Origin of the sequence: Bacteroides sp. An19, from assembly GCF_002160215.1 — a bacterium.
GTDB classification, from domain to species: Bacteria; Bacteroidota; Bacteroidia; order Bacteroidales; family Bacteroidaceae; genus Phocaeicola; species Phocaeicola intestinalis.
The window spans coordinates 1-20,419 of sequence record NZ_NFKD01000048.1 but is presented as its reverse complement, the minus strand read 5'-3'; the positions used below and the strand labels follow the sequence as shown (position 1 = coordinate 20,419).

The window sequence follows — 20,419 nt, the reverse complement described above, 5'->3', positions numbered from 1 at the left end:
GACGCCGGAGTTTACTACTATATGTTCCTTATTTTCTGTTCGGGCAAATCCAAAAGATAGCCATTAAAATCAACAGTAAATTCAAAAATCAAATGACAACTGACCATCACCCAAAAGATTAAAAGTCATCCGATGATAAGGAGTCGTACCATACAGCCGGATAGCCTCCCGATGTTTCTTTGTCGGGTATCCCTTGTTGCCCTTCCAGTCATACATCGGATATTCCTTATCCAAACAGTTCATATAATCATCACGATAGGTTTTAGCCAAGATGGAAGCAGCGGCAATAGACAAGTATTTTCCGTCACCCTTTATCACGGTTGTATGAGGAATACCCCGATAAGGATTAAAACGATTTCCATCAATCAACAAATGTTGTGGACGTATCGACAATTGGTCTACCGCCCGGTGCATCGCCAGAAAAGATGCATTCAAAATATTGATTTTATCGATTTCTTCCGGCGAAACTACACCAACCGCCCATGCCAAAGCATCTCGTTCGATAACCTCACGAAGCCGGTATCTCTGACGCTCAGTCAGCTTTTTCGAATCGTTCAACAACTCATTTCTGTAATCGGCAGGCAAAATAACAGCGGCTGCATATACCGCCCCTGCAAGGCATCCACGCCCCGCTTCATCACATCCGGCCTCTATCAAATCTTTATGTAAATAAGGTAATAACATCGTGTACATTCTCCTTTCACTTCATAAATGTTGCTTCTGCAAACAGACACAGGTAGCAGTTCAGAGCAACAGAGGCATTTACGCCAAAAAACAAAAAAACCGGAATCTGAAAAGATTCCGGCCTCTTTTTATATTGCATTTACAGAATTATTCAGCTTTAGGGGCTTCCTCTGTAGTAGCTTCAGCAACAGGTGCTTCGGCTGTAGTTGCTTCAGCAGCAGGTGCTTCAGCGGCAGCAGCAGATGCAGACTTCTTAGAACGACGGGTGCGAGTTGCTTTTTTAGCAGCAGTCTTAGCCATGTTCTCATTATAGTCAACCAGTTCGATAAAGCACATTTCAGCGTTATCTCCCAAACGGTGACCGGTTTTGATAATACGGGTATAACCTCCCGGACGATCTGCAACCTTTACAGAGATTTCCTTGAAGAGTTCAGTAACAGCATATTTGTCTTGCAAATAGCTGAATACTACACGACGTGAATTAGTTGTATCGTCTTTTGAACGAGTAATCAACGGTTCTACGTACTTCTTCAAAGCTTTAGCCTTCGCAACAGTCGTAGTGATTCTTTTGTGCTTAATCAGAGAACATGCCATATTAGACAACATAGCGTGTCTGTGAGAAGCAGTACGACCTAAATGGTTAAATTTCTTATTGTGTCTCATTTTTTATTCTTTATCTAATTTATACTTAGAAATATCTGTTCCAAACGACAGATTCAGACTCTCGAGCAAATCATCAAGCTCCGTGAGCGATTTCTTACCGAAGTTGCGGAACTTCAACAAATCGGTCTTGTTGAACTGTACCAAATCGCCCAGTGTTTCCACATCGGCAGCCTTCAAGCAGTTCAATGCACGGACTGACAAGTCCATATCGACCAACTTGGTCTTCAGCAACTGGCGCATGTGCAAAACTTCTTCATCAAATTCTTCATTGCCGTCAGCATCTGCCGTTTCGAGTGTAATCTTCTCGTCAGAGAACAACATGAAGTGATAAATCAGAATCTTTGCAGCTTCTTTCAGCGCTTCTTTCGGGTGAATGGAACCATCCGTCGTAATCTCCAATACCAGCTTTTCATAGTCGGTCTTCTGTTCTACACGGTAGTTTTCCACCGCATATTTGACATTACGAATCGGAGTGTAAATAGAATCGATAGGAATTACATTCACATCGGTACAGAATTCCCGGTTTTCATCAGCCGGAACATAACCACGACCTTTGTTGATTGTAAGATCTATCTGCATAGTTGCTTTTGAATCTAAATGGCAAATAACTAATTCAGGATTTAACACTTCAAATCCGGTCAAATACTTACCAATATCACCTGCCTTAAATTCAGTAGAATTCTCAACGGTAATGCTAACCTTTTCATTTTCGAATTCCTCAACTATTTGCTTGAATCGAACTTGCTTCAGATTCAAGATAATGTTAGTCACATCTTCCTTCACACCGGGAACGGTTGCAAATTCATGCTCAACACCTTCTATGTGAATTGTGTTAATGGCATAACCTTCCAGAGAAGAGAGAAGAATACGGCGTAAAGCATTACCAACGGTAATACCGAAACCGGGTTCAAGCGGACGGAATTCAAACTTCCCATATTTAGAATCCGCTTCCAACATTAAGACTTTATCAGGTTTTTGAAATGCTAATATCGCCATGAAATTAATTATTTTATTTAGAGTACAATTCTACGATCAAGTGTTCTTTAATGTTTTCAGGAATGTCAGCTCTCTCAGGTTTATGCAACAATTTTCCTGTCTTAGAGTTCTCATCCCATTCCAACCAAGGATATTTGCTGTGATTGAATCCAGCCAATGAGTTTGCAATAACTTCCAGAGACTTAGATTTTTCACGAACACCAACCAATTGACCAGGCTTTACAGAATAAGAAGGGATGTTTACTACCTTGCCGTCTACTGTAATATGTTTATGACCTACCAATTGGCGAGCGGCAGCACGAGTCGGAGCGATACCCAAACGGAACACCACATTATCCAAACGGCACTCAAGACTTTGCAGCAAGATTTCACCAGTAATACCATTCATGCTTGCAGCCTTTTCAAACATATTACGGAATTGTTTTTCCAATACACCGTAAGTATATTTAGCCTTCTGCTTTTCTGCCAACATGACACCATATTCAGACGTCTTTCTGCGACGATTATTCCCATGTTGTCCAGGAGGATAATTTTTCTTTGACAAAACTTTATCAGCTCCAAAAATCGCTTCACCAAATTTACGTGCAATTCTTGTTTTTGGTCCAGTATATCTAGCCATTTTCTTTAATTTAAATTAATTGTTATTCATGAACTCAATTTGTTGCAGCCGCGATTACAGAAAGGAAATGCAATCCATGTATCTAACAAAATCAAGTTACACTTTAAATTAGGTTATCAAAAATTATACTCTTCTTCTTTTCGGAGGACGACAACCGTTATGAGGCAATGGAGTTACATCAATAATTTCTGTAACTTCAATTCCAGCACCGTGTACCGTACGAATAGCAGACTCACGTCCGTTTCCAGGACCCTTCACATAAGCTTTCACTTTTCTCAAACCAAGATCATACGCTACTTTTGCGCAATCTTGAGCAGCCATCTGAGCTGCATAAGGAGTGTTCTTCTTAGAACCTCTAAATCCCATCTTACCGGCTGAAGACCATGAAATAATCTGACCTTCACTGTTTGCCAAAGAAACGATGATGTTGTTGAATGATGAATGCACATGCAACTGTCCGTTAGCATCTACTTTCACATTTCTTTTTTTAGCTGCGACTGTTTTTTTTGCCATATCAACAATTATTATTTAGTAGCTTTTTTCTTATTTGCAACAGTTTTCTTTCTTCCCTTACGTGTACGAGCATTGTTCTTAGTGCTCTGACCTCTTACAGGAAGACCTAAACGGTGACGAACACCGCGATAGCATCCGATATCCATTAATCGCTTAATGTTCAACTGGATTTCTGAGCGCAAATCACCTTCCACCTTATATTCAGCACCGATGATCTCACGAATCTTTGCTGCCTGATCGTCTGTCCAATCTTTTACTTTCAGATCACGATCAACACCTGCCTTGTCCAAAATTTTTGCTGAACTACTGCGTCCGATACCATAAATGTATGTCAACGCAATCTCACCTCTCTTGTTCTGAGGTAAATCTACACCAACTATTCTTATAGCCATATACTAAATTATTTTTTCTGCAAAAATAATAATAAATTATCCTTGACGTTGTTTATACTTAGGATTTTTCTTATTAATAACATACAAACGGCCCTTACGTCTCACGATTTTGCAATCCGGCGTACGTTTTTTTAATGATGCTCTTACTTTCATATCTATATTATTTTATTTGTATCTAAAAACGATTCTTCCTTTGGACAGGTCATAAGGAGACATTTCCACACGAACCTTGTCACCCGGTAAAATTTTAATGTAATGCATTCTCATCTTGCCAGATATATGAGCAGTTATTTCATGCCCGTTTTCCAGCTCTACACGGAACATTGCGTTTGACAATGCCTCTACGATTACTCCATCTTGTTCTATTGCAGCCTGTTTTGCCATATATTAATTCCCTTTATTTTTCAATACCTCTTCTATATAATCAAATGATGATAAAATATCAGCTTTCCCTAATCCTACAGCTACGGTGTGCTCAAAATGTGCGGCACACTTACGATCCATCGTACGGACAGTCCAACGGTCATTTTCCATTACGATTTTCCGACTACCCAAAGTTATCATAGGCTCGATAGCGATACACATACCTTTCTTCAACAAAGTGCCTGTGCCCCTTTTTCCATAATTAGGGACAGGAGGATCTTCATGCATCTCCTTTCCTATGCCATGCCCGACAAACTCGCGGACCACTTCATAAGATTGGGCTTCACAGTGCTGCTGGATAGCATATCCGATATCACCTAACCGTTTTCCATGTACAGCATTTTCAATACCTTTGTACAAAGCTTCCTTTGTCGTTTTCAATAAGGCAACAATCTCCGGAGCAACTTCCCCTACACAAAACGTATATGCAGAATCACCACAATATCCATTCATGTAAGTTCCACAATCAACCGAAATTATATCACCTTCTTTCAAAGGAATATCATTGGGAATGCCATGCACTACCTGCTCGTTCACCGAAGTGCAGATAGAACCAGGAAACGGACCTCCATAAGGATTCGGAAATCCTTTAAAAGTAGGAACAGCTCCATGGTCTCTAATAAACTCTTCAGCAACTTTATCCAGTTGCTTCGTAGTCACACCCGGCTTGATTAGTTTAGCCAGTTCAGCCAAAGTTTTCCCCACAAGGAGATTACTTTGGCGTAACAGTTCTATTTCATCATCAGTCTTTAGAAATATCATATTGAATGCAAATTAATATGCAGCAACGCCGGAACGGCCTTTTATTCTTCCCGAAGTGAGAAGACCGTCATAATGGCGCATCAATAAATGACTTTCTACTTGCTGTAAAGTATCAAGTACAACACCTACAAGAATCAACAGAGATGTTCCACCGAAGAATTGCGCAAACTCTGCCTGCACACCGAAAATACCGGCAAAAGCAGGAAGGATAGCGATAAGTGCCAAAAACAACGAACCAGGCAAAGTGATACGTGTCATAATCATATCAATATAATCAGCCGTACTTTTACCCGGCTTAATACCTGGGATGAAGCCATTATTCCGTTTCATGTCCTCTGCCATCTGATTCGGATTAATCGTGATTGCTGTATAAAACCACGTAAATACAATAATCAAAATAGCAAAAACCAAATTATACCAAAAACTGGTATGATCAACGAAAGCACGGGCAATTCCACTTGCCGAAGCAACATTCGAAAAACCGATAACAGTTATAGGAATGAACATTATTGCTTGCGCAAAGATAATCGGCATCACATTTGCAGCATTCACCTTCAAAGGAATGTATTGTCTTGCACCACCATATTGTTTGTTCCCGACAATACGTTTTGCATATTGCACTGGTATTTTACGGACTCCTTGCACCAGAAGGATAGCAGCAGCTATTACCAAAATCAGCACGATAATTTCAAGCAAGAACATGATAATACCCCCTGCTCCTGGAGAAGCAAGACGTGATACGAACTCACCGGAAAAGGCTTGCGGAAGACGGGCTATAATTCCAATCATAATTATTAAGGAGATTCCGTTTCCGATACCTTTATCTGTGATTCGTTCACCTAACCATAAAATAAACATACTTCCGGCTGCCAAAATGATGGTAGAAGTAATAATAAAGAAAGTCCAATCTAATGAAGCATTAAGAGCCGGACCTGCCTGCATTTTCAAGTTAATCAGATAAGAAGGAGCCTGAAAAATCAAAATGAATATAGTCAGAATTCGAGTATACTGATTGATTTTCCGACGCCCACTTTCACCTTCACGCTGTAGTTTCTGGAAATAAGGAACTGCAATCGCCAACAACTGAATCACAATGGATGCAGAGATGTACGGCATAATTCCCAATGCAAAAATAGAAGCATTGGAAAAAGCTCCACCAGAGAACATGTTTAACAAAGCAAGAAGACCTTCACTTGTTTGTTCATGCAACTTTGACAACATATCTGGGTTGATACCTGGAAGAACCACATACGAACCGAATCTGTAGATTGCGACAAACAATATAGTAATGAGGATCCGTTTTCTCAGATCCTCAATATTCCATATGTTCTTTAATGTTTCAATAGATTTTCTCATTGAATCAGAGTTTTACTGCATTACCACCAACGGCTTCGATTGCAGCTACTGCACTCTTGGAAAAAGCATGTGCTTCTACTTCGAGTTTAGTAGTTAAACTACCGTTACCAAGAACTTTCACTAATTGATTAGAAGAAACAAAACCTGCCTCAATCAGCTCATTAATGCCTACTTTAGACAAATTTTTTGCAGCTGACAGCTCTTGAATTACACTAAGATTAATAGCTTTATATTCAACACGGTTAATATTCTTGAAACCAAATTTAGGCACACGGCGCTGGAGAGGCATCTGCCCTCCTTCAAAACCAATCTTCTTAGAATAACCCGATCTTGATTTTGCACCTTTATGTCCTCTTGTAGAAGTTCCACCCAAACCAGAACCCGGACCACGGCCTATTCTTTTTCTTGTCTTAGTAGAACCTGCTGCTGGACGTAAACTATTTAAATTCATATCGCAAAATTCTTTATTAATTATTACTTAACGATTGTAACAAGATGTCTCACCTTTTCAACCATACCCAGAACAGAAGGAGTAGCTTCACGCTCAACCACTTGATTCAATTTACGAAGTCCCAAGGTATCCAACGTTCTTTTTTGATTGGCAGGAGCACCTATTCTACTTTTAACTTGCTTAATCTTAATAGTTGACATGTAAAACCTCCTTATCCTCTAAATACTTTATCCAAACTTACACCTCTGTTTTGAGCAACCATACGGGCATCACGCATTTCACTGAGTGCCAAAATAGTAGCCTTTACCAAGTTATGAGGATTGGAAGATCCTTTAGACTTAGCCAAAACATCTGTCACACCTACGCTTTCCAATACAGCACGCATTGCACCTCCGGCAACTACTCCTGTACCTGTCGAAGCCGGTTTGATAAATACTTCAGCACCACCAAACTTTGCAGTCTGTTCGTGAGGCACAGTACCTTTCAATACAGGCACACGAGTCAGATTCTTCTTAGCGGCTTCCACACCCTTAGCAATTGCAGCTGTCACTTCACCAGCTTTACCAAGACCATAACCAATGATGCCGTCTTCATTTCCTACCACCACGATAGCAGCAAAACTAAAAGTTCTACCACCTTTCGTAACCTTCGTTACACGGTTAATGGCTACCAGTCTGTCCTTTAATTCTATATCGTTAGTGATCTTAACTCTATTATTAATTGCCATAATCCATTAAAATTTAAGTCCACCGTTACGAGCAGCATCAGCTACTTCTTTTACTCTCCCATGATACAAGTAGCCATTACGGTCAAATACAACAGCCGTAATACCAGCTTCCTGGGCTTTCTTTGCAATCAGTTCACCAACCTTGGCAGCCTGTTCTTTCTTAGGCATTGCAGCCATTCCCAAAGAAGAAGCTGCCGCCAAAGTCTTGCCGCTCAAATCATCAATCACCTGAACATAGATTTGCTTGTTGCTTCTGAACACGCTCATACGAGGACGTTCCGGAGTACCTGAAATCTTGTTACGTACTCTATATTTAATCTTGATTCGTCTTTCTATTTTTGTTGTCATAATATTATACGATTTAATGTGAATTATTTAGCGCCAGCCGACTTACCAGACTTTCTACGAATTTCTTCACCAACAAACTTAATACCTTTTCCTTTATAAGGTTCAGGCTTACGGAAAGAACGTATTTTTGCACACACCTGACCAAGCAGCTGCTTGTCACAAGATTCCAATATAATAAGAGGGTTCTTATTTCTCTCAGACTTAGTTTCCACCTTAATTTCAGGAGGCAACTGTATAAAGATATTATGCGTATATCCTAAAGCGAGGTCAATGATATTACCATTGTTTGACGCACGGTAACCTACACCGACCAATTCCAATTCCTTCTTATATCCTTCAGAAACACCCACAACCATATTGTGCACCAATGCACGATACAAGCCATGATATGCATGACGTTGTTTCAGATCGTCAAGCATTGCGTTTTCATTTTCTTTCAACTCCACATGTCCGTCTGCAATCGTCACCTCAATAGCGGGATTGACATACTGACTCAACTCACCTTTAGGACCTTTTACACTAACTACATTATCCTTCAGAGTTACAGTAACTCCGGCAGGGATAACAACTGGCAATTTACCTATTCTTGACATAGCTTACCCTCCATTAATATACATAACAAAGAACTTCACCGCCAATTTTCAACACTGAAGCTTCCTTATCTGTCATTACACCTTTGGAAGTAGATATAATAGCAATACCTAATCCATTAATAACTCTCGGCATGTCCTTATAGCCTGTATACTTACGCAAACCTGGAGTAGATACTCTTACAAGCTTCTTGATAGCATTAACCTTATTTACGGCATCATACTTCAAAGCTACCTTAATAGTACCTTGAGGACCATCTTCCACAAATTTGTAATTCAGGATGTAACCTTTGTCAAACAGGATTTTTGTAATCTCCTTTTTCAGATTTGAAGCAGGTACTTCCACCACTCTGTGCTTTGCACTAATTGCATTTCTCAACCTTGTGAGATAATCTGCGATTGGATCTGTCATAAAACTAATTGTTAAATTAATCAGGACTACCCTGACAATATTTAATAATAAACACTAATTACCAACTTGCCTTCTTTACACCCGGTATTAAACCACTGGATGCCATTTCACGGAATTGGATACGTGAAATACCGAACTGACGCATGTAACCTCTAGGACGACCTGTCAGCTTGCAACGATTGTGTAAACGAATCGGATTTGCATTCTTAGGGAGGCTTTGCAATTTCTGTGCCGCCTCAAACGCTGCAACAGGATCACCTGAATTGACAATTTTTTTCAGTGCAGCACGTTTTTCTGCATATTTGGCTACCAGCTTCGCTCTTTTTACTTCACGAGCTTTCATTGATTCTTTTGCCATATCTAATCAGTCTTTTTTAGCGTTTTTAAACGGTAAACCGAATTCTTTCAACAATGCATAACCTTCTTCATCAGTCTGAGCAGAAGTCACGAAAGTGATATTCATACCCATAATCTTGGCAATGCTATCGATATTGATTTCCGGGAAAATGATTTGCTCCTGAATACCCAAGGTATAGTTACCACGACCGTCAAACTTACTTTCAATACCTTTGAAGTCACGGATACGCGGCAAAGCCACACGCACAAGTTTTTCAAGGAACTCATACATTCTCTCACGACGCAAAGTCACCATCACACCAATCGGCATTTTTTTACGCAATTTGAAGTTTGCGATATCTTTGCGTGATACAGTTGCCACTGCTTTCTGTCCTGTAATAGCAGTCAACTCATTGATGGCAACATCAATTATTTTCTTATCAGCAACAGCCATACCCAAGCCCTGATTGATTACAATCTTCTTGAGTACAGGAATTTGCATAGTCGAAGAATACTTGAATTGATTCTTCAATGCAGGAGCGATACGCTCTGCATATTCTTTCTTAAGGCTAGCAGTATTACCCATTATTTAATCTCCTCTCCCGATTTTTTAGCATAACGAACAAATGTTCTTCCATCAGAACTTTCTCTTCTACCAATACGTGTCGGTTTACCTGTCTTCGGGTCAACCGGATTCAGGTTAGAGATGTGAATCGGAGCTTCCTGTTTCACAATACCTCCCTGCGGATTCTTTGCATTCGGTTTAGTACTTTTGGATACCATGTTGATACCCTCAACCACTGCACGTCCCTCTTTTACAAGAACTTTCAACACACGTCCAGTTTTACCCTTGTCTTCACCAGAGTTTACGTAAACTGTATCGCCTTTCTTAATATGTAACTTACTCATTACGACTTAACTTTTTAACAAAATTAAAGTACTTCAGGTGCAAGTGAAACCACTTTCATATTCACACTACGCAATTCTCTCGCTACCGGTCCAAAGATACGACTACCTCTAATTTCGCCCGCATTGTTCAGCAACACACATGCATTGTCATCAAAACGAATATAAGAACCATCAGCACGACGGATTTCTTTCTTAGTACGTACGACCAAAGCCTTAGATACTGCACCTTTCTTAATATCACTTGATGGGATTACGCTCTTTACAGAAACGACAATCACATCTCCTACAGAAGCATAGCGTCTTCTCGTTCCGCCCAATACACGAATGCAAAGAGCTTCTTTTGCGCCACTGTTATCACATACTGTAAGTCTGGATTCTGTTTGTATCATAATTACTTCGCTTTTTCAATTATTTCAACCACTCTCCATCTCTTAGTCTTACTCAAAGGACGAGTTTCCATGATGCGTACAGTATCACCTACAGCACATTCATTCTTTTCGTCATGAGCATGATATTTTTTCGTCTTCGAAACGAACTTACCATAAATCGGGTGTTTCTCCTTAAATTTGGCAGCAACAGTAACAGTCTTATCCATCTTGTTGCTAACCACAACACCAGTTCTTTCTTTTCTTAAATTTCTTACTTCCATAATAAGACCTTGTTATTTGTTGTTGAGTTCTCTCTGACGCAATTCTGTCTTCATCCGTGCAATCGTTCTACGCAAAGTTCTGATTTGTGCAGTATTTTCCAACGGAGAGATTGAATGATTCAACACCATTTGGTTATAATTAGCCACTTCTGTCTGAATTCTTTCAGCCAATTCACTGGTCGGTATTTCTCTAATTTCTGCAATCTTCATATCTCAATTAAGCATTTTGACTTGCGTCGTAATCACGTCTAACAATAAACTTAGTAGTCACAGGAAGTTTTTGTGCCGCCAGGCGCAAAGCTTCTTTAGCTACATCAAAAGATACTCCTTCCACTTCAATCAGGATACGACCCGGAGTTACAGGAGCAACAAATCCTTCCGGATTACCTTTACCTTTACCCATACGTACGTCAGCAGGCTTACGAGTAATCGGTTTGTCCGGGAAAATGCGGATCCAAATCTGACCCTGACGTTGCATATATCTAGTTACAGCAATACGAGCTGCTTCAATCTGACGACCCGTAATCCATTTGGTCTGTAAAGATTTGATTCCAAAAGAACCAAATGCCAACTGATGACCACGCTGTGCATTACCTTTGGCGCTGCCCTTCTGCTGTCTTCTGAATTTTGTCTTTTTCGGTTGTAACATAATTCCTAAAATTCAAATTCGTTAGCGATTGTTATTTTTCTTTCTGCGGAAATTCTTGCCACTGTTATTTCCGTTTCCGCCACGGCCGTTTTCTTTTGCCTGTGTAAAGTTAGGAGCCAACTCACGTTTTCCATAAACCTCACCCCGGCAAATCCATACCTTAATGCCCAGCAAACCGACCTTTGTCAATGCTTCAGCCTGACAGTAATCAATGTCTGCACGGAAAGTATGCAACGGTGTACGACCTTCCTTATACATTTCAGAACGCGCCATTTCTGCGCCATTCAAACGACCAGAAATCAAAACCTTAATACCTTCAGCACCCATGCGCATCGTATTGGCAATAGCCATCTTAATAGCACGGCGGTAAGCGATTTTACCCTCTACCTGGCGAGCGATGTTGTTTGCAACGATAACAGCATCAAGTTCGGGACGCTTTACTTCGAAGATATTGATTTGGATATCTTTATCGGTGATCTTCTTCAACTCCTCTTTCAACTTGTCAACTTCCTGACCACCTTTACCAATGATAATACCCGGACGAGCAGTACATACAGTAATTGTCACCAATTTCAGAGTACGTTCGATTACGATTCTAGAAACGCTGGCTTTTGCAAGTCTGGCATTCAGATATTTACGAATTTTGCTGTCTTCCAGCAAAGCATCACCATAATTCTTGCCACCGTACCAATTAGAATCCCATCCTCTGATAATTCCTAAACGGTTGCTTATCGGATTAACTTTCTGTCCCATCTACGTTTAATTTTTATCATTAGTATTTTTAGCATCAACAAACAGAGTCACATGATTAGAACGTTTGCGAATTCTGTAACCTCTACCCTGCGGAGCCGGTCTCATTCTTTTCAGAGTAACTCCTTCATCAACAAAAATCTTAGTCACATACAATTCGCCGTCTTCAGCCTTGCGCTCGTTTTTCGTTTCCCAGTTTGCAATAGCAGAGCGTAACAATTTCTCAACTTTTGCAGCTGCTGCTTTTGAAGAAAACTTCAAAACGCCAAGTGCACGATTTACTTCCATTCCACGAATCATATCTGCAACCAGACGCATCTTACGTGGAGAAGTAGGCACATTTTGCAATTTTGCAAAATACATGGTTTTACGGGCTTCTTTTCTTTTCTCAGCCGATATTTTTTTTCTTGCTCCCATTATTCTTCACTTTTTATTATTTCAAAAAGCTCCTGTCCGTTTATTTTTTCTTGTTACCAGCATGGCCACGGAATGTACGTGTCGGGGCAAATTCACCCAACTTGTGTCCCACCATGTTTTCTGTAACATAAACAGGAATAAATTTATTTCCGTTATGAACTGCAATAGTATGCCCAACGAAATCAGGCGAAATCATTGAAGCTCTGGCCCACGTCTTAACAACTGACTTCTTGCCACTTTCATTCATGGCAAGCACTTTCTTTTCCAGTTTTACATTAATATATGGACCTTTTTTTAATGAACGACTCATAATTTTCTCAGTTAAAATCAGTTGTTATTACTTTCTTCTTTCAATTATATACTTAGAAGACTGTTTCTTCGGAGATCTTGTCTTCAAGCCCTTAGCATACAAACCTTTGCGTGATCTCGGATGACCTCCAGACTGACGTCCTTCACCACCACCCATCGGGTGATCAACAGGGTTCATAACAACACCACGGTTGTGCGGACGACGTCCCAACCAGCGAGAGCGGCCTGCCTTACCAGAAGACTCCAACGCATGGTCAGAGTTACCTACACTACCAATAGTAGCCTTGCAAGCACCCAAGATTTGTCTCAATTCGCCAGAAGGCAATTTAACCACACAATAACGTCCCTCACGAGAAGTCAATTGAGCAAAATTACCAGCCGATCTTACCAGTGCAGCTCCTTGTCCCGGACGCAATTCAATGTTATGAATTACAGTACCGACAGGGATGTTATCCAACGGAAGCGCGTTACCAATCTCAGGCGTCGCATCCGCTCCCGACATCAATGTGCTGCCTACTTGCAATCCATTAGGAGCAATGATATATCTTTTTTCTCCGTCAGCGTAAAACAACAGAGCGATACGAGCCGAACGGTTCGGATCGTATTCAATAGTTTTAACAACTGCCGGAACACCGTCTTTGTTTCTCTTGAAATCGATGATACGATATTTTCTCTTATGACCGCCACCTATATAGCGCATTGTCATCTTACCTACGTTGTTACGACCACCCGTAGAACGCTTTCCATACACAAGAGATTTTTCTGGTACCGATGCAGTAATCTCTTCAAAAGTACCAATAATTTTGTGTCTCTGCCCCGGTGTTGTGGGCTTAAATTTACGTACTGCCATCTTCTATATCAAATATTACTATAAAAATCAATAGTATCGCCTTCTTTCAAGGTAACAATTGCTTTCTTGAAAGCGTTCTTGCGACCTTTGATCAAGCCTGATTTTGTATAACGAGTTTTGTTTTTCCCTTGATAACGCATCGTGTTTACATCCAACACGGTCACGTTATACAAAGCTTCGATTTCACTCTTAATTTCCAATTTGTTGGCTTCCGGACGTACGATGAACCCGAAACGGTTGTTCATCTTATCTGTAATAGCCGTCATTTTTTCTGTAACCAACGGTTTAACAATCATTCCCATATTACTTTCAGCCTCCTATAATTATTTAATTAAGGTTTCCTCGATAGCTTTCAATGCATTCTCTGTAACAACAAGAGTTTCTGCGTTCAATACCACATAAGTATTCAGCGCAGAAGCAATCGCCAAATTTGTACGCTCTAAATTACGAGCTGACAAATATACGTTTTTATTTGCTTCCGGCAAAACCATCAGTAACTTCTTACCAGCTACTTTAAGATTATTCACAACATTTACGAAATCTTTTGTCTTCGGAGCTTCAAATGTGAAGTCTTCAACCACAACAATGTTATTTGCCTGAGCCTTATAAGACAAAGCAGACTTACGGGCCAACGATTTCACTTTCTTGTTCAACTTAAAGCTGTAGTCACGAGGTTTCGGACCAAACACACGTGCACCGCCAACCAACAGCGGAGAATTGATATCACCGCGACGTGCACCACCGCCACCTTTCTGACGGCCCAATTTACGAGTAGAACCACTTATTTCACTTCTTTCTTTTGACTTGTGAGTACCCTGACGCTGATTAGCCAAGTACTGCTTTACAGCCAAATAGATAGCGTGGTCATTCGGAGTGATGCCGAAGATGGCGTCATTCAAGACAACTTTTCTTCCGGTATCTTCACCTTTAATATTTAATACATTAACTTCCATTATTTCTCAATTATTACGATTGAACCTTTGTAACCTGGAACAGAGCCCTTAATCAACAGCAGGTTATGTTCAGGAATTACTTTTAATACTTGCAAGTTGTGAGTAGTAACTCTACCACCACCCATTTGACCTCCCATGCGCATTCCTTTGAACACCTTTGCGGGATAAGAACATGCACCGATAGAACCCGGTTTGCGGGCACGGTTGTGCTGACCGTGAGTAGTCTGACCTACACCACCGAAGCCATGACGTTTAACGACGCCCTGAAAACCTTTACCCTTCGATGTTCCGATTATATCCACATACGGAGCATCATTGAACAGTTCTACGGTAATTGTGTCACCTAAATTCAATTCTTCTGAGAAATCTTTGAACTCGGCCAAGTGTCTCTTGGGAGTTACTCCTGCTTTTTTGAAGTGACCCATCAGCGGTTTGGTTGTATGCTTTTCCTTCATTTCCTGGAAGCCCAACTGAACAGCTGCATAGCCATCTTTTTCTACGCTCTTAATCTGAGTAACTACACAGGGACCAGCTTCGATAACAGTGCATGGTACATTCTTACCATCAGCACTGAAAACGGATGTCATTCCGATTTTCTTTCCTAATAATCCTGGCATTTCAGTTAATTTTTAATTCATTAAACTTTAATTTCTACTTCTACTCCACTCGGCAATTCCAATTTCATCAATGCATCCACTGTCTTGGCAGTTGAGCTATAGATGTCAATCAGTCTCTTGTAAGAAGACAATTCGAACTGTTCACGCGACTTTTTATTAACGAAAGTCGAACGGTTTACTGTAAAGATACGCTTATGAGTAGGCAATGGAATCGGACCGCTCACAATAGCACCTGTAGCTTTTACAGTCTTTACAATCTTCTCAGCAGACTTGTCTACCAAGTTGTGATCGTAAGATTTCAATTTAATTCTGATTTTCTGACTCATTTTCCTTTTATTATATTATTAGATGATTATCCAATAAGATGAAGCATGAGGGTTAAGAGTCATTCGCTAACCCCCATAGGCTTCAAGCTATTTTTTTTGATTATACCAAATCGGTACGGCCTTTCACTTCTTCCAGAACAGCCTTAGCGATAGAAGAAGATACTTGAGCATGATGGTCGTAACTCATTGAAGAGGTTGCACGACCCGAAGTAATCGTACGCAAGGCAGTTACATAGCCGAACATTTCTGCCAGCGGAACCATCGCCTTCACGATACGGGCACCCGAACGGCTTGTCTCCATACCTTCTACCTGGCCACGACGTTTGTTCAAGTCACCGATTACGTCACCCATATTTTCTTCCGGAGTAACGACTTCCAGCTTCATAATCGGCTCCATCAATACAGGACCTGCCTTCACGCAAGCGTTCTTATAAGCCTGGATGGCACAGATTTCGAATGACAGTTGGTCAGAGTCTACCGGGTGGAACGAACCATCTTTCAGCACAACCTTCAAAGAGTCAAGCGGGAATCCTGCCAACACACCATTCTTCATAGCTGTCTGGAAACCTTTCTGTACAGAAGGAATGAATTCCTTAGGCACATTACCACCTTTCACCTCATCGATGAACTGCAATCCACCTTGTGTCCAGTCTTCGTCAACCGGTCCTACGGTAACGATGATATCGGCAAACTTACCGCGACCACCCGACTGCTTCTTATACACTTCACGCAATTCCACAGTCTTTGTGATAGCTTCCTTGTAGTTTACCTGCGGACGGCCTTGGTTACATTCAACCTTGAATTCACGTTTCAAACGGTCGATGATGATATCCAAGTGAAGCTCACCCATACCCGAGATGATGGTCTGACCGGTCTGCTCGTCTGTGCGTACAGTAAAGGTCGGATCTTCTTCAGCCAGCTTAGCCAAACCGTTAGACAGCTTGTCCAAATCTTTCTGAGTCTTCGGCTCTACTGCAATACCGATAACCGGTTCCGGGAAATCCATAGATTCCAATACGATCGGAGCAGTTTCGTCACACAGTGTATCACCGGTGCGGATATCTTTGAAACCTACCCCAGCACCAATATCACCAGCACTAATTACCTCTACCGGATTCTGCTTGTTAGAATGCATCTGGAACAGACGCGAAACACGTTCTTTCTTTCCAGAACGAGAATTATAGATATAAGAACCTGCCTCAACCTTACCAGAATAAACACGGAAGAAAGTCAGACGGCCTACATACGGGTCGGTAGCAATCTTAAATGCCAAAGCAGCAGTTTTTTCATCTTCGCTCGGCTTACGGTCTTCTTCAGCTCCGGTAGAGGGGTTTGTACCCACAATATTCGGAGTATCCAACGGAGAAGGCAAGAATGCACATACATAATCCAACAATGTCTGCACGCCCTTATTCTTAAACGAAGAACCGCACAACATCGGCACGATTTCCATTTTCAAAGTTCCGGCACGCAAAGCACGCAGGATTTCTTCTTCCGTAATCGTAGAAGGATCATCGAAGTACTTTTCCATCAAAGCTTCGTCGAACTCAGCTACTTTTTCCAGCATTTTATCGCGCCATTCATTCGCTTCGTCAACCAAGTTTGCCGGGATATCCTCTACCTCATAATCGGCACCCATGGTTTCATCATGCCAATAGATAGCTTTCATCTTGATCAAGTCAACCAATCCCTTGAAGTTTTCTTCGGCACCGATAGGAACAACTACCGGACACGGATTAGCGCCCAATACATCTTTCATCTGACGTACCACTTCGAAGAAGTCCGCGCCCGAACGGTCCATTTTGTTGACATAACCGATACGGGGAACATTGTACTTGTCAGCCTGACGCCATACCGTTTCCGACTGCGGCTCAACGCCACCTACGGCACAATAAGTAGCAACAGCACCGTCCAGCACACGCAACGAACGTTCTACCTCAGCAGTAAAGTCCACGTGCCCCGGAGTATCGATCAAGTTGATCTTATACTTGTTGCCCGCATAATTCCAGTAAGTGGTTGTAGCAGCAGAGGTAATCGTGATACCACGTTCCTGCTCCTGTTCCATCCAGTCCATCGTAGCAGCGCCATCATGAACTTCACCGATTTTGTGAGTTAAACCAGTATAAAACAGAATACGTTCTGAAGTAGTGGTTTTACCGGCATCGATGTGAGCCATAATACCAATGTTACGGGTCAAATGCAAATCATGTTTAGCCATTTTCTGTTCCTTCTTAAATTAATTATACTTGATTAGAATCTGAAGTGAGCAAATGCACGGTTAGCTTCAGCCATACGGTGCATATCTTCCTTACGCTTGAAAGCACCGCCCTGTTCGTTATATGCATCCAGAATTTCAGCAGCCAATTTGTCAGCCATCGATTTTCCACCACGTTTACGTGCAAAAGCGATCAGGTTTTTCATTGAAATAGACTCCTTACGTTCAGGACGGATCTCAGTCGGAACCTGGAAAGTGGCACCACCAATACGGCGAGACTTCACTTCCAACTGAGGAGTTACATTGTCCAATGCTTTTTTCCACACTTCCAATGCTGATTTTTCTTCGCCCGGAAGCTTTGTTCCTACCACATCCAATGCTTTGTAGAAGATTTCGTAAGAAGTATTCTTCTTACCGTCATACATCAAGTGGTTTACAAATTTAGAAACCTTCGGATCGTTGAATACGGGATCCGGAAGAATGATACGTTTTTTAGGTTTTGCTTTTCTCATTTTGTTTTGATAATAATGTTTAGTTTGGGGCTGCACCTTTTGTTTTCTTCAACGCCTCCTCCGAGACATTTACTCAACCTTAAAGCTTTCCTGCAAACCAAAACGGATTAATAATTTTCTGTATACCCGCAGCAGATATTACTTCTTACCCTTTCCTGCCGGAGCTGCCTGTCCCGGTTTCGGACGCTTAGCACCGTACTTAGAACGTCTTTGCGTACGTCCTGCCACGCCGGCCGTATCCAATGTGCCACGAACGATGTGATAACGTACACCCGGAAGGTCTTTCACACGACCGCCACGTACCAATACAATAGAGTGTTCCTGCAAGTTGTGGCCTTCTCCCGGAATATAAGAGTTCACTTCCTTAGAGTTTGTCAGACGCACACGAGCAACTTTACGCATTGCAGAATTCGGTTTCTTCGGAGTTGTAGTGTAAACACGCACACATACACCACGTCTTTGCGGACATGAATCAAGTGCCGGAGATTTACTCTTCTCAACCAAAACCTTTCTTCCTTTTCTTACTAACTGTTGAATAGTAGGCATTTTGTTTGATTTTTAATTATTTATATTGTTATATTTATTTTGTTTTCCTATATCAAGCCGAAACTATACATTTCGGGCTGCAAAATTACAAATAACTTTTTAATACACAAACTGTTTTTGCATAAAATTCTGATAACGATAAAATTTTCTCCTTTCTTTTCCGCAAACTGATTAGTCAGAGAGAAAGGCATAGAGCTTACCCAGCCGGAGAACATCCGTCACAAACTCCAAAGATGACAATACGGATCATTATACAATGACTTTCAGGATTCTATGTCCCAAGAGAAGAATCATCTCTTTCCCGTAGATATAAAATTGTATAAAAAGGTTAAATAAATATTTAGACTTCATGTATGTATTCATTTGAGGACGAAGATATATTCACAAGTCATTCCAGTTGACTGCCACAATCCACAAAGATAACTGAAACGGCAAAATGGAACAAGCCGGGGAAGATACAGGAAAATTATGATGAAAACTGAGAAACTGTTTTGAATAAATTCATACCTTTATATACTATGAACATTATGAATTTGTGCATTTTGTTGATGTCACAGTTCCTGTATGCCGTATCCGTTCCGCTCACCGCGCATCACTAAGAGCCTGTTTAAATTTTGCTCAGGTTAATTTTGCGAATTGTTTTCGAGGATGCTTTTCTGATTTTATGAGGAGGATAGCGGGCTATCTGACGAATAAAATCGGGAAAACAGACCGGAAACAAACGAAAAAGGACACGCAGATAACTTCGCCTGGTGTAAGATTAATAATCTTCCGCTTGTAAGATTAATAATCTTGCAGCCTGAAGATTAATAATCTTACAACGGATGGACTTATATGTATGTGCCGACGCACCCATATCCGCGGGCTTTCGCAGCCAACTGCGCCTTGCTATGATACTATCTGGAAAAACGGCAATCAGCAAGCATTGGTTCGAATGCCTACGAAATTTCATCAGACAATTAAGAAGCTGTTTTGAATTTCTCCAAAAAGTTTTTCTTGTCTTGATGTATACGTTTTCGTGTGTGCTTTGGGCGATTTTTTGGCCCTTTTCGCTCCTGTTCTTCGTCAGATAGCCCGCTATCTTCCTCATCACAGAAGCGAAAATGCCTCAAAAACTCATCCCAAATCATCGCACGATAAATTCAAAACAGCTTCTAAGAAACGGTTTTGAATTTCCCCAAAAGTTTTTTCCCGTCTTGATGTATTCGTTTCATGACTGACCCTTTTATGCCTGCATAAGAATTTAAAATACAAACAGACAGAGGCCCACCGTCAAGTTAGAAGTGCAACTCCTCCACCGCCTTCCTCCGTCCTTGGAGCGTAGCTGAAAGGGCGGAGGAAGGCGGTGGAAGCCGGGCTTCGGGTCATCCGGCAATACAAAATAAAAAAGGGAGACCTCTGTCTCCCACGGATTAATTACTTTTGTATTGTCTATGAAGTATAAG

At 41.1% G+C, this 20,419-nt stretch carries 36 protein-coding genes; all 36 read right to left on the bottom strand.

Annotated features, from left to right (window positions below):
• Positions 1-81 precede the first annotated feature (81 nt).
• Entirely contained in the window at positions 82-684 is a 603-nt protein-coding gene (locus B5F25_RS15325; RefSeq protein WP_087250538.1) for a ribonuclease HII, read from the bottom strand.
• 147 nt (positions 685-831) lie between these two features.
• Entirely contained in the window at positions 832-1,347 is a 516-nt protein-coding gene (gene rplQ, locus B5F25_RS15320; protein ID WP_022038679.1) for a 50S ribosomal protein L17, read from the bottom strand.
• A gap of 3 nt (positions 1,348-1,350) precedes the next feature.
• Entirely contained in the window at positions 1,351-2,343 is a 993-nt protein-coding gene (locus B5F25_RS15315; protein WP_087209566.1) for a DNA-directed RNA polymerase subunit alpha, read from the bottom strand.
• 13 nt (positions 2,344-2,356) lie between these two features.
• Positions 2,357-2,962 carry a 30S ribosomal protein S4 gene (gene rpsD / locus B5F25_RS15310; protein ID WP_022038677.1) on the bottom strand — a complete coding sequence of 202 codons (606 nt, stop codon included), beginning with the start codon at positions 2,960-2,962 and terminating at the stop codon, positions 2,357-2,359.
• A gap of 123 nt (positions 2,963-3,085) precedes the next feature.
• A complete protein-coding gene (gene rpsK, locus B5F25_RS15305) occupies positions 3,086-3,475 on the bottom strand; it encodes a 30S ribosomal protein S11 (RefSeq protein ID WP_007567382.1) in 390 nt (129 codons plus the stop codon).
• A gap of 11 nt (positions 3,476-3,486) precedes the next feature.
• Positions 3,487-3,867 (bottom strand): 30S ribosomal protein S13, encoded by a 381-nt coding sequence (rpsM, locus tag B5F25_RS15300; RefSeq protein WP_022038676.1) that lies wholly within the window; start codon positions 3,865-3,867, stop codon positions 3,487-3,489.
• A 36-nt stretch (positions 3,868-3,903) separates the two neighbouring features.
• A complete protein-coding gene (ykgO, locus tag B5F25_RS15295; protein WP_087209568.1) occupies positions 3,904-4,020 on the bottom strand; it encodes a type B 50S ribosomal protein L36 in 117 nt (38 codons plus the stop codon).
• Between the two features lie 12 nt (positions 4,021-4,032).
• Complete coding sequence (infA, locus tag B5F25_RS15290; RefSeq protein ID WP_022038675.1) at positions 4,033-4,251, bottom strand: translation initiation factor IF-1; 219 nt, start codon at positions 4,249-4,251, stop codon at positions 4,033-4,035.
• A 3-nt stretch (positions 4,252-4,254) separates the two neighbouring features.
• Entirely contained in the window at positions 4,255-5,052 is a 798-nt protein-coding gene (map, locus tag B5F25_RS15285) for a type I methionyl aminopeptidase (RefSeq protein WP_087250526.1), read from the bottom strand.
• Between the two features lie 12 nt (positions 5,053-5,064).
• Positions 5,065-6,408, bottom strand: a complete 1,344-nt coding sequence (secY, locus tag B5F25_RS15280; RefSeq protein WP_022038673.1) for a preprotein translocase subunit SecY — start codon at positions 6,406-6,408, stop codon at positions 5,065-5,067.
• A gap of 4 nt (positions 6,409-6,412) precedes the next feature.
• Positions 6,413-6,859, bottom strand: coding sequence for a 50S ribosomal protein L15 (gene rplO / locus B5F25_RS15275; RefSeq protein ID WP_022038672.1), 447 nt, complete (start codon positions 6,857-6,859; stop codon positions 6,413-6,415).
• Between the two features lie 23 nt (positions 6,860-6,882).
• Positions 6,883-7,059 (bottom strand): 50S ribosomal protein L30, encoded by a 177-nt coding sequence (rpmD, locus tag B5F25_RS15270; protein ID WP_022038671.1) that lies wholly within the window; start codon positions 7,057-7,059, stop codon positions 6,883-6,885.
• 11 nt (positions 7,060-7,070) lie between these two features.
• Complete coding sequence (rpsE, locus tag B5F25_RS15265; RefSeq protein ID WP_022038670.1) at positions 7,071-7,586, bottom strand: 30S ribosomal protein S5; 516 nt, start codon at positions 7,584-7,586, stop codon at positions 7,071-7,073.
• Positions 7,587-7,592: 6 nt separating this feature from the next.
• On the bottom strand, positions 7,593-7,934 hold the full coding sequence (rplR, locus tag B5F25_RS15260; RefSeq protein ID WP_087209576.1) for a 50S ribosomal protein L18: 342 nt from the start codon (positions 7,932-7,934) through the stop codon (positions 7,593-7,595).
• Between the two features lie 23 nt (positions 7,935-7,957).
• Positions 7,958-8,527: a 50S ribosomal protein L6 gene (gene rplF, locus B5F25_RS15255; protein ID WP_022038668.1), complete on the bottom strand. Its 570-nt coding sequence runs from the start codon at positions 8,525-8,527 to the stop codon at positions 7,958-7,960.
• A 13-nt stretch (positions 8,528-8,540) separates the two neighbouring features.
• On the bottom strand, positions 8,541-8,936 hold the full coding sequence (gene rpsH / locus B5F25_RS15250; RefSeq protein ID WP_022038667.1) for a 30S ribosomal protein S8: 396 nt from the start codon (positions 8,934-8,936) through the stop codon (positions 8,541-8,543).
• Positions 8,937-8,994: 58 nt separating this feature from the next.
• A complete protein-coding gene (rpsN, locus tag B5F25_RS15245) occupies positions 8,995-9,294 on the bottom strand; it encodes a 30S ribosomal protein S14 (protein ID WP_022038666.1) in 300 nt (99 codons plus the stop codon).
• 6 nt (positions 9,295-9,300) lie between these two features.
• Positions 9,301-9,858: a 50S ribosomal protein L5 gene (gene rplE / locus B5F25_RS15240; protein WP_022038665.1), complete on the bottom strand. Its 558-nt coding sequence runs from the start codon at positions 9,856-9,858 to the stop codon at positions 9,301-9,303.
• A complete protein-coding gene (gene rplX / locus B5F25_RS15235; RefSeq protein ID WP_013617995.1) occupies positions 9,858-10,181 on the bottom strand; it encodes a 50S ribosomal protein L24 in 324 nt (107 codons plus the stop codon). Before rplX ends, rplE begins: the two co-directional genes overlap by 1 nt.
• A 23-nt stretch (positions 10,182-10,204) precedes the next feature.
• Positions 10,205-10,570 (bottom strand): 50S ribosomal protein L14, encoded by a 366-nt coding sequence (gene rplN / locus B5F25_RS15230; protein WP_022038664.1) that lies wholly within the window; start codon positions 10,568-10,570, stop codon positions 10,205-10,207.
• A 2-nt stretch (positions 10,571-10,572) separates the two neighbouring features.
• Positions 10,573-10,830 (bottom strand): 30S ribosomal protein S17, encoded by a 258-nt coding sequence (rpsQ, locus tag B5F25_RS15225; RefSeq protein WP_022038663.1) that lies wholly within the window; start codon positions 10,828-10,830, stop codon positions 10,573-10,575.
• Positions 10,831-10,842: 12 nt separating this feature from the next.
• The gene (gene rpmC, locus B5F25_RS15220; RefSeq protein WP_022038662.1) at positions 10,843-11,040 is read right to left on the bottom strand and encodes a 50S ribosomal protein L29; all 198 of its coding nucleotides are present in this window, start codon (positions 11,038-11,040) and stop codon (positions 10,843-10,845) included.
• A 7-nt stretch (positions 11,041-11,047) separates the two neighbouring features.
• Positions 11,048-11,479, bottom strand: coding sequence for a 50S ribosomal protein L16 (gene rplP / locus B5F25_RS15215; RefSeq protein WP_022038661.1), 432 nt, complete (start codon positions 11,477-11,479; stop codon positions 11,048-11,050).
• Between the two features lie 21 nt (positions 11,480-11,500).
• Positions 11,501-12,232 carry a 30S ribosomal protein S3 gene (rpsC, locus tag B5F25_RS15210; RefSeq protein WP_022038660.1) on the bottom strand — a complete coding sequence of 244 codons (732 nt, stop codon included), beginning with the start codon at positions 12,230-12,232 and terminating at the stop codon, positions 11,501-11,503.
• Positions 12,233-12,238: 6 nt separating this feature from the next.
• Positions 12,239-12,646 (bottom strand): 50S ribosomal protein L22, encoded by a 408-nt coding sequence (rplV, locus tag B5F25_RS15205; RefSeq protein WP_022038659.1) that lies wholly within the window; start codon positions 12,644-12,646, stop codon positions 12,239-12,241.
• Between the two features lie 40 nt (positions 12,647-12,686).
• The gene (gene rpsS, locus B5F25_RS15200) at positions 12,687-12,956 is read right to left on the bottom strand and encodes a 30S ribosomal protein S19 (protein ID WP_013618002.1); all 270 of its coding nucleotides are present in this window, start codon (positions 12,954-12,956) and stop codon (positions 12,687-12,689) included.
• 27 nt (positions 12,957-12,983) lie between these two features.
• Positions 12,984-13,805, bottom strand: coding sequence for a 50S ribosomal protein L2 (gene rplB / locus B5F25_RS15195; RefSeq protein WP_022038658.1), 822 nt, complete (start codon positions 13,803-13,805; stop codon positions 12,984-12,986).
• Positions 13,806-13,813: 8 nt separating this feature from the next.
• Entirely contained in the window at positions 13,814-14,107 is a 294-nt protein-coding gene (gene rplW, locus B5F25_RS15190) for a 50S ribosomal protein L23 (RefSeq protein WP_087209579.1), read from the bottom strand.
• 21 nt (positions 14,108-14,128) lie between these two features.
• Positions 14,129-14,758 (bottom strand): 50S ribosomal protein L4, encoded by a 630-nt coding sequence (rplD, locus tag B5F25_RS15185; protein ID WP_022038656.1) that lies wholly within the window; start codon positions 14,756-14,758, stop codon positions 14,129-14,131.
• On the bottom strand, positions 14,758-15,375 hold the full coding sequence (rplC, locus tag B5F25_RS15180; protein ID WP_087209582.1) for a 50S ribosomal protein L3: 618 nt from the start codon (positions 15,373-15,375) through the stop codon (positions 14,758-14,760). The genes rplD and rplC overlap by 1 nt, the downstream gene beginning before the upstream one ends.
• Before the next feature lie 20 nt (positions 15,376-15,395).
• Complete coding sequence (rpsJ, locus tag B5F25_RS15175) at positions 15,396-15,701, bottom strand: 30S ribosomal protein S10 (RefSeq protein WP_005941888.1); 306 nt, start codon at positions 15,699-15,701, stop codon at positions 15,396-15,398.
• A gap of 100 nt (positions 15,702-15,801) precedes the next feature.
• Positions 15,802-17,919, bottom strand: coding sequence for an elongation factor G (gene fusA, locus B5F25_RS15170; RefSeq protein ID WP_087209585.1), 2,118 nt, complete (start codon positions 17,917-17,919; stop codon positions 15,802-15,804).
• Positions 17,920-17,951: 32 nt separating this feature from the next.
• Positions 17,952-18,428: a 30S ribosomal protein S7 gene (rpsG, locus tag B5F25_RS15165; protein WP_022040834.1), complete on the bottom strand. Its 477-nt coding sequence runs from the start codon at positions 18,426-18,428 to the stop codon at positions 17,952-17,954.
• Between the two features lie 138 nt (positions 18,429-18,566).
• Positions 18,567-18,974 carry a 30S ribosomal protein S12 gene (gene rpsL / locus B5F25_RS15160; RefSeq protein ID WP_022040833.1) on the bottom strand — a complete coding sequence of 136 codons (408 nt, stop codon included), beginning with the start codon at positions 18,972-18,974 and terminating at the stop codon, positions 18,567-18,569.
• A 959-nt stretch (positions 18,975-19,933) separates the two neighbouring features.
• Complete coding sequence (locus B5F25_RS21890; RefSeq protein WP_162614432.1) at positions 19,934-20,104, bottom strand: hypothetical protein; 171 nt, start codon at positions 20,102-20,104, stop codon at positions 19,934-19,936.
• Positions 20,105-20,217: 113 nt separating this feature from the next.
• A partial coding sequence (locus B5F25_RS22230) for a hypothetical protein (protein ID WP_206423560.1) occupies positions 20,218-20,419 on the bottom strand: 202 nt, incomplete at its 5' end.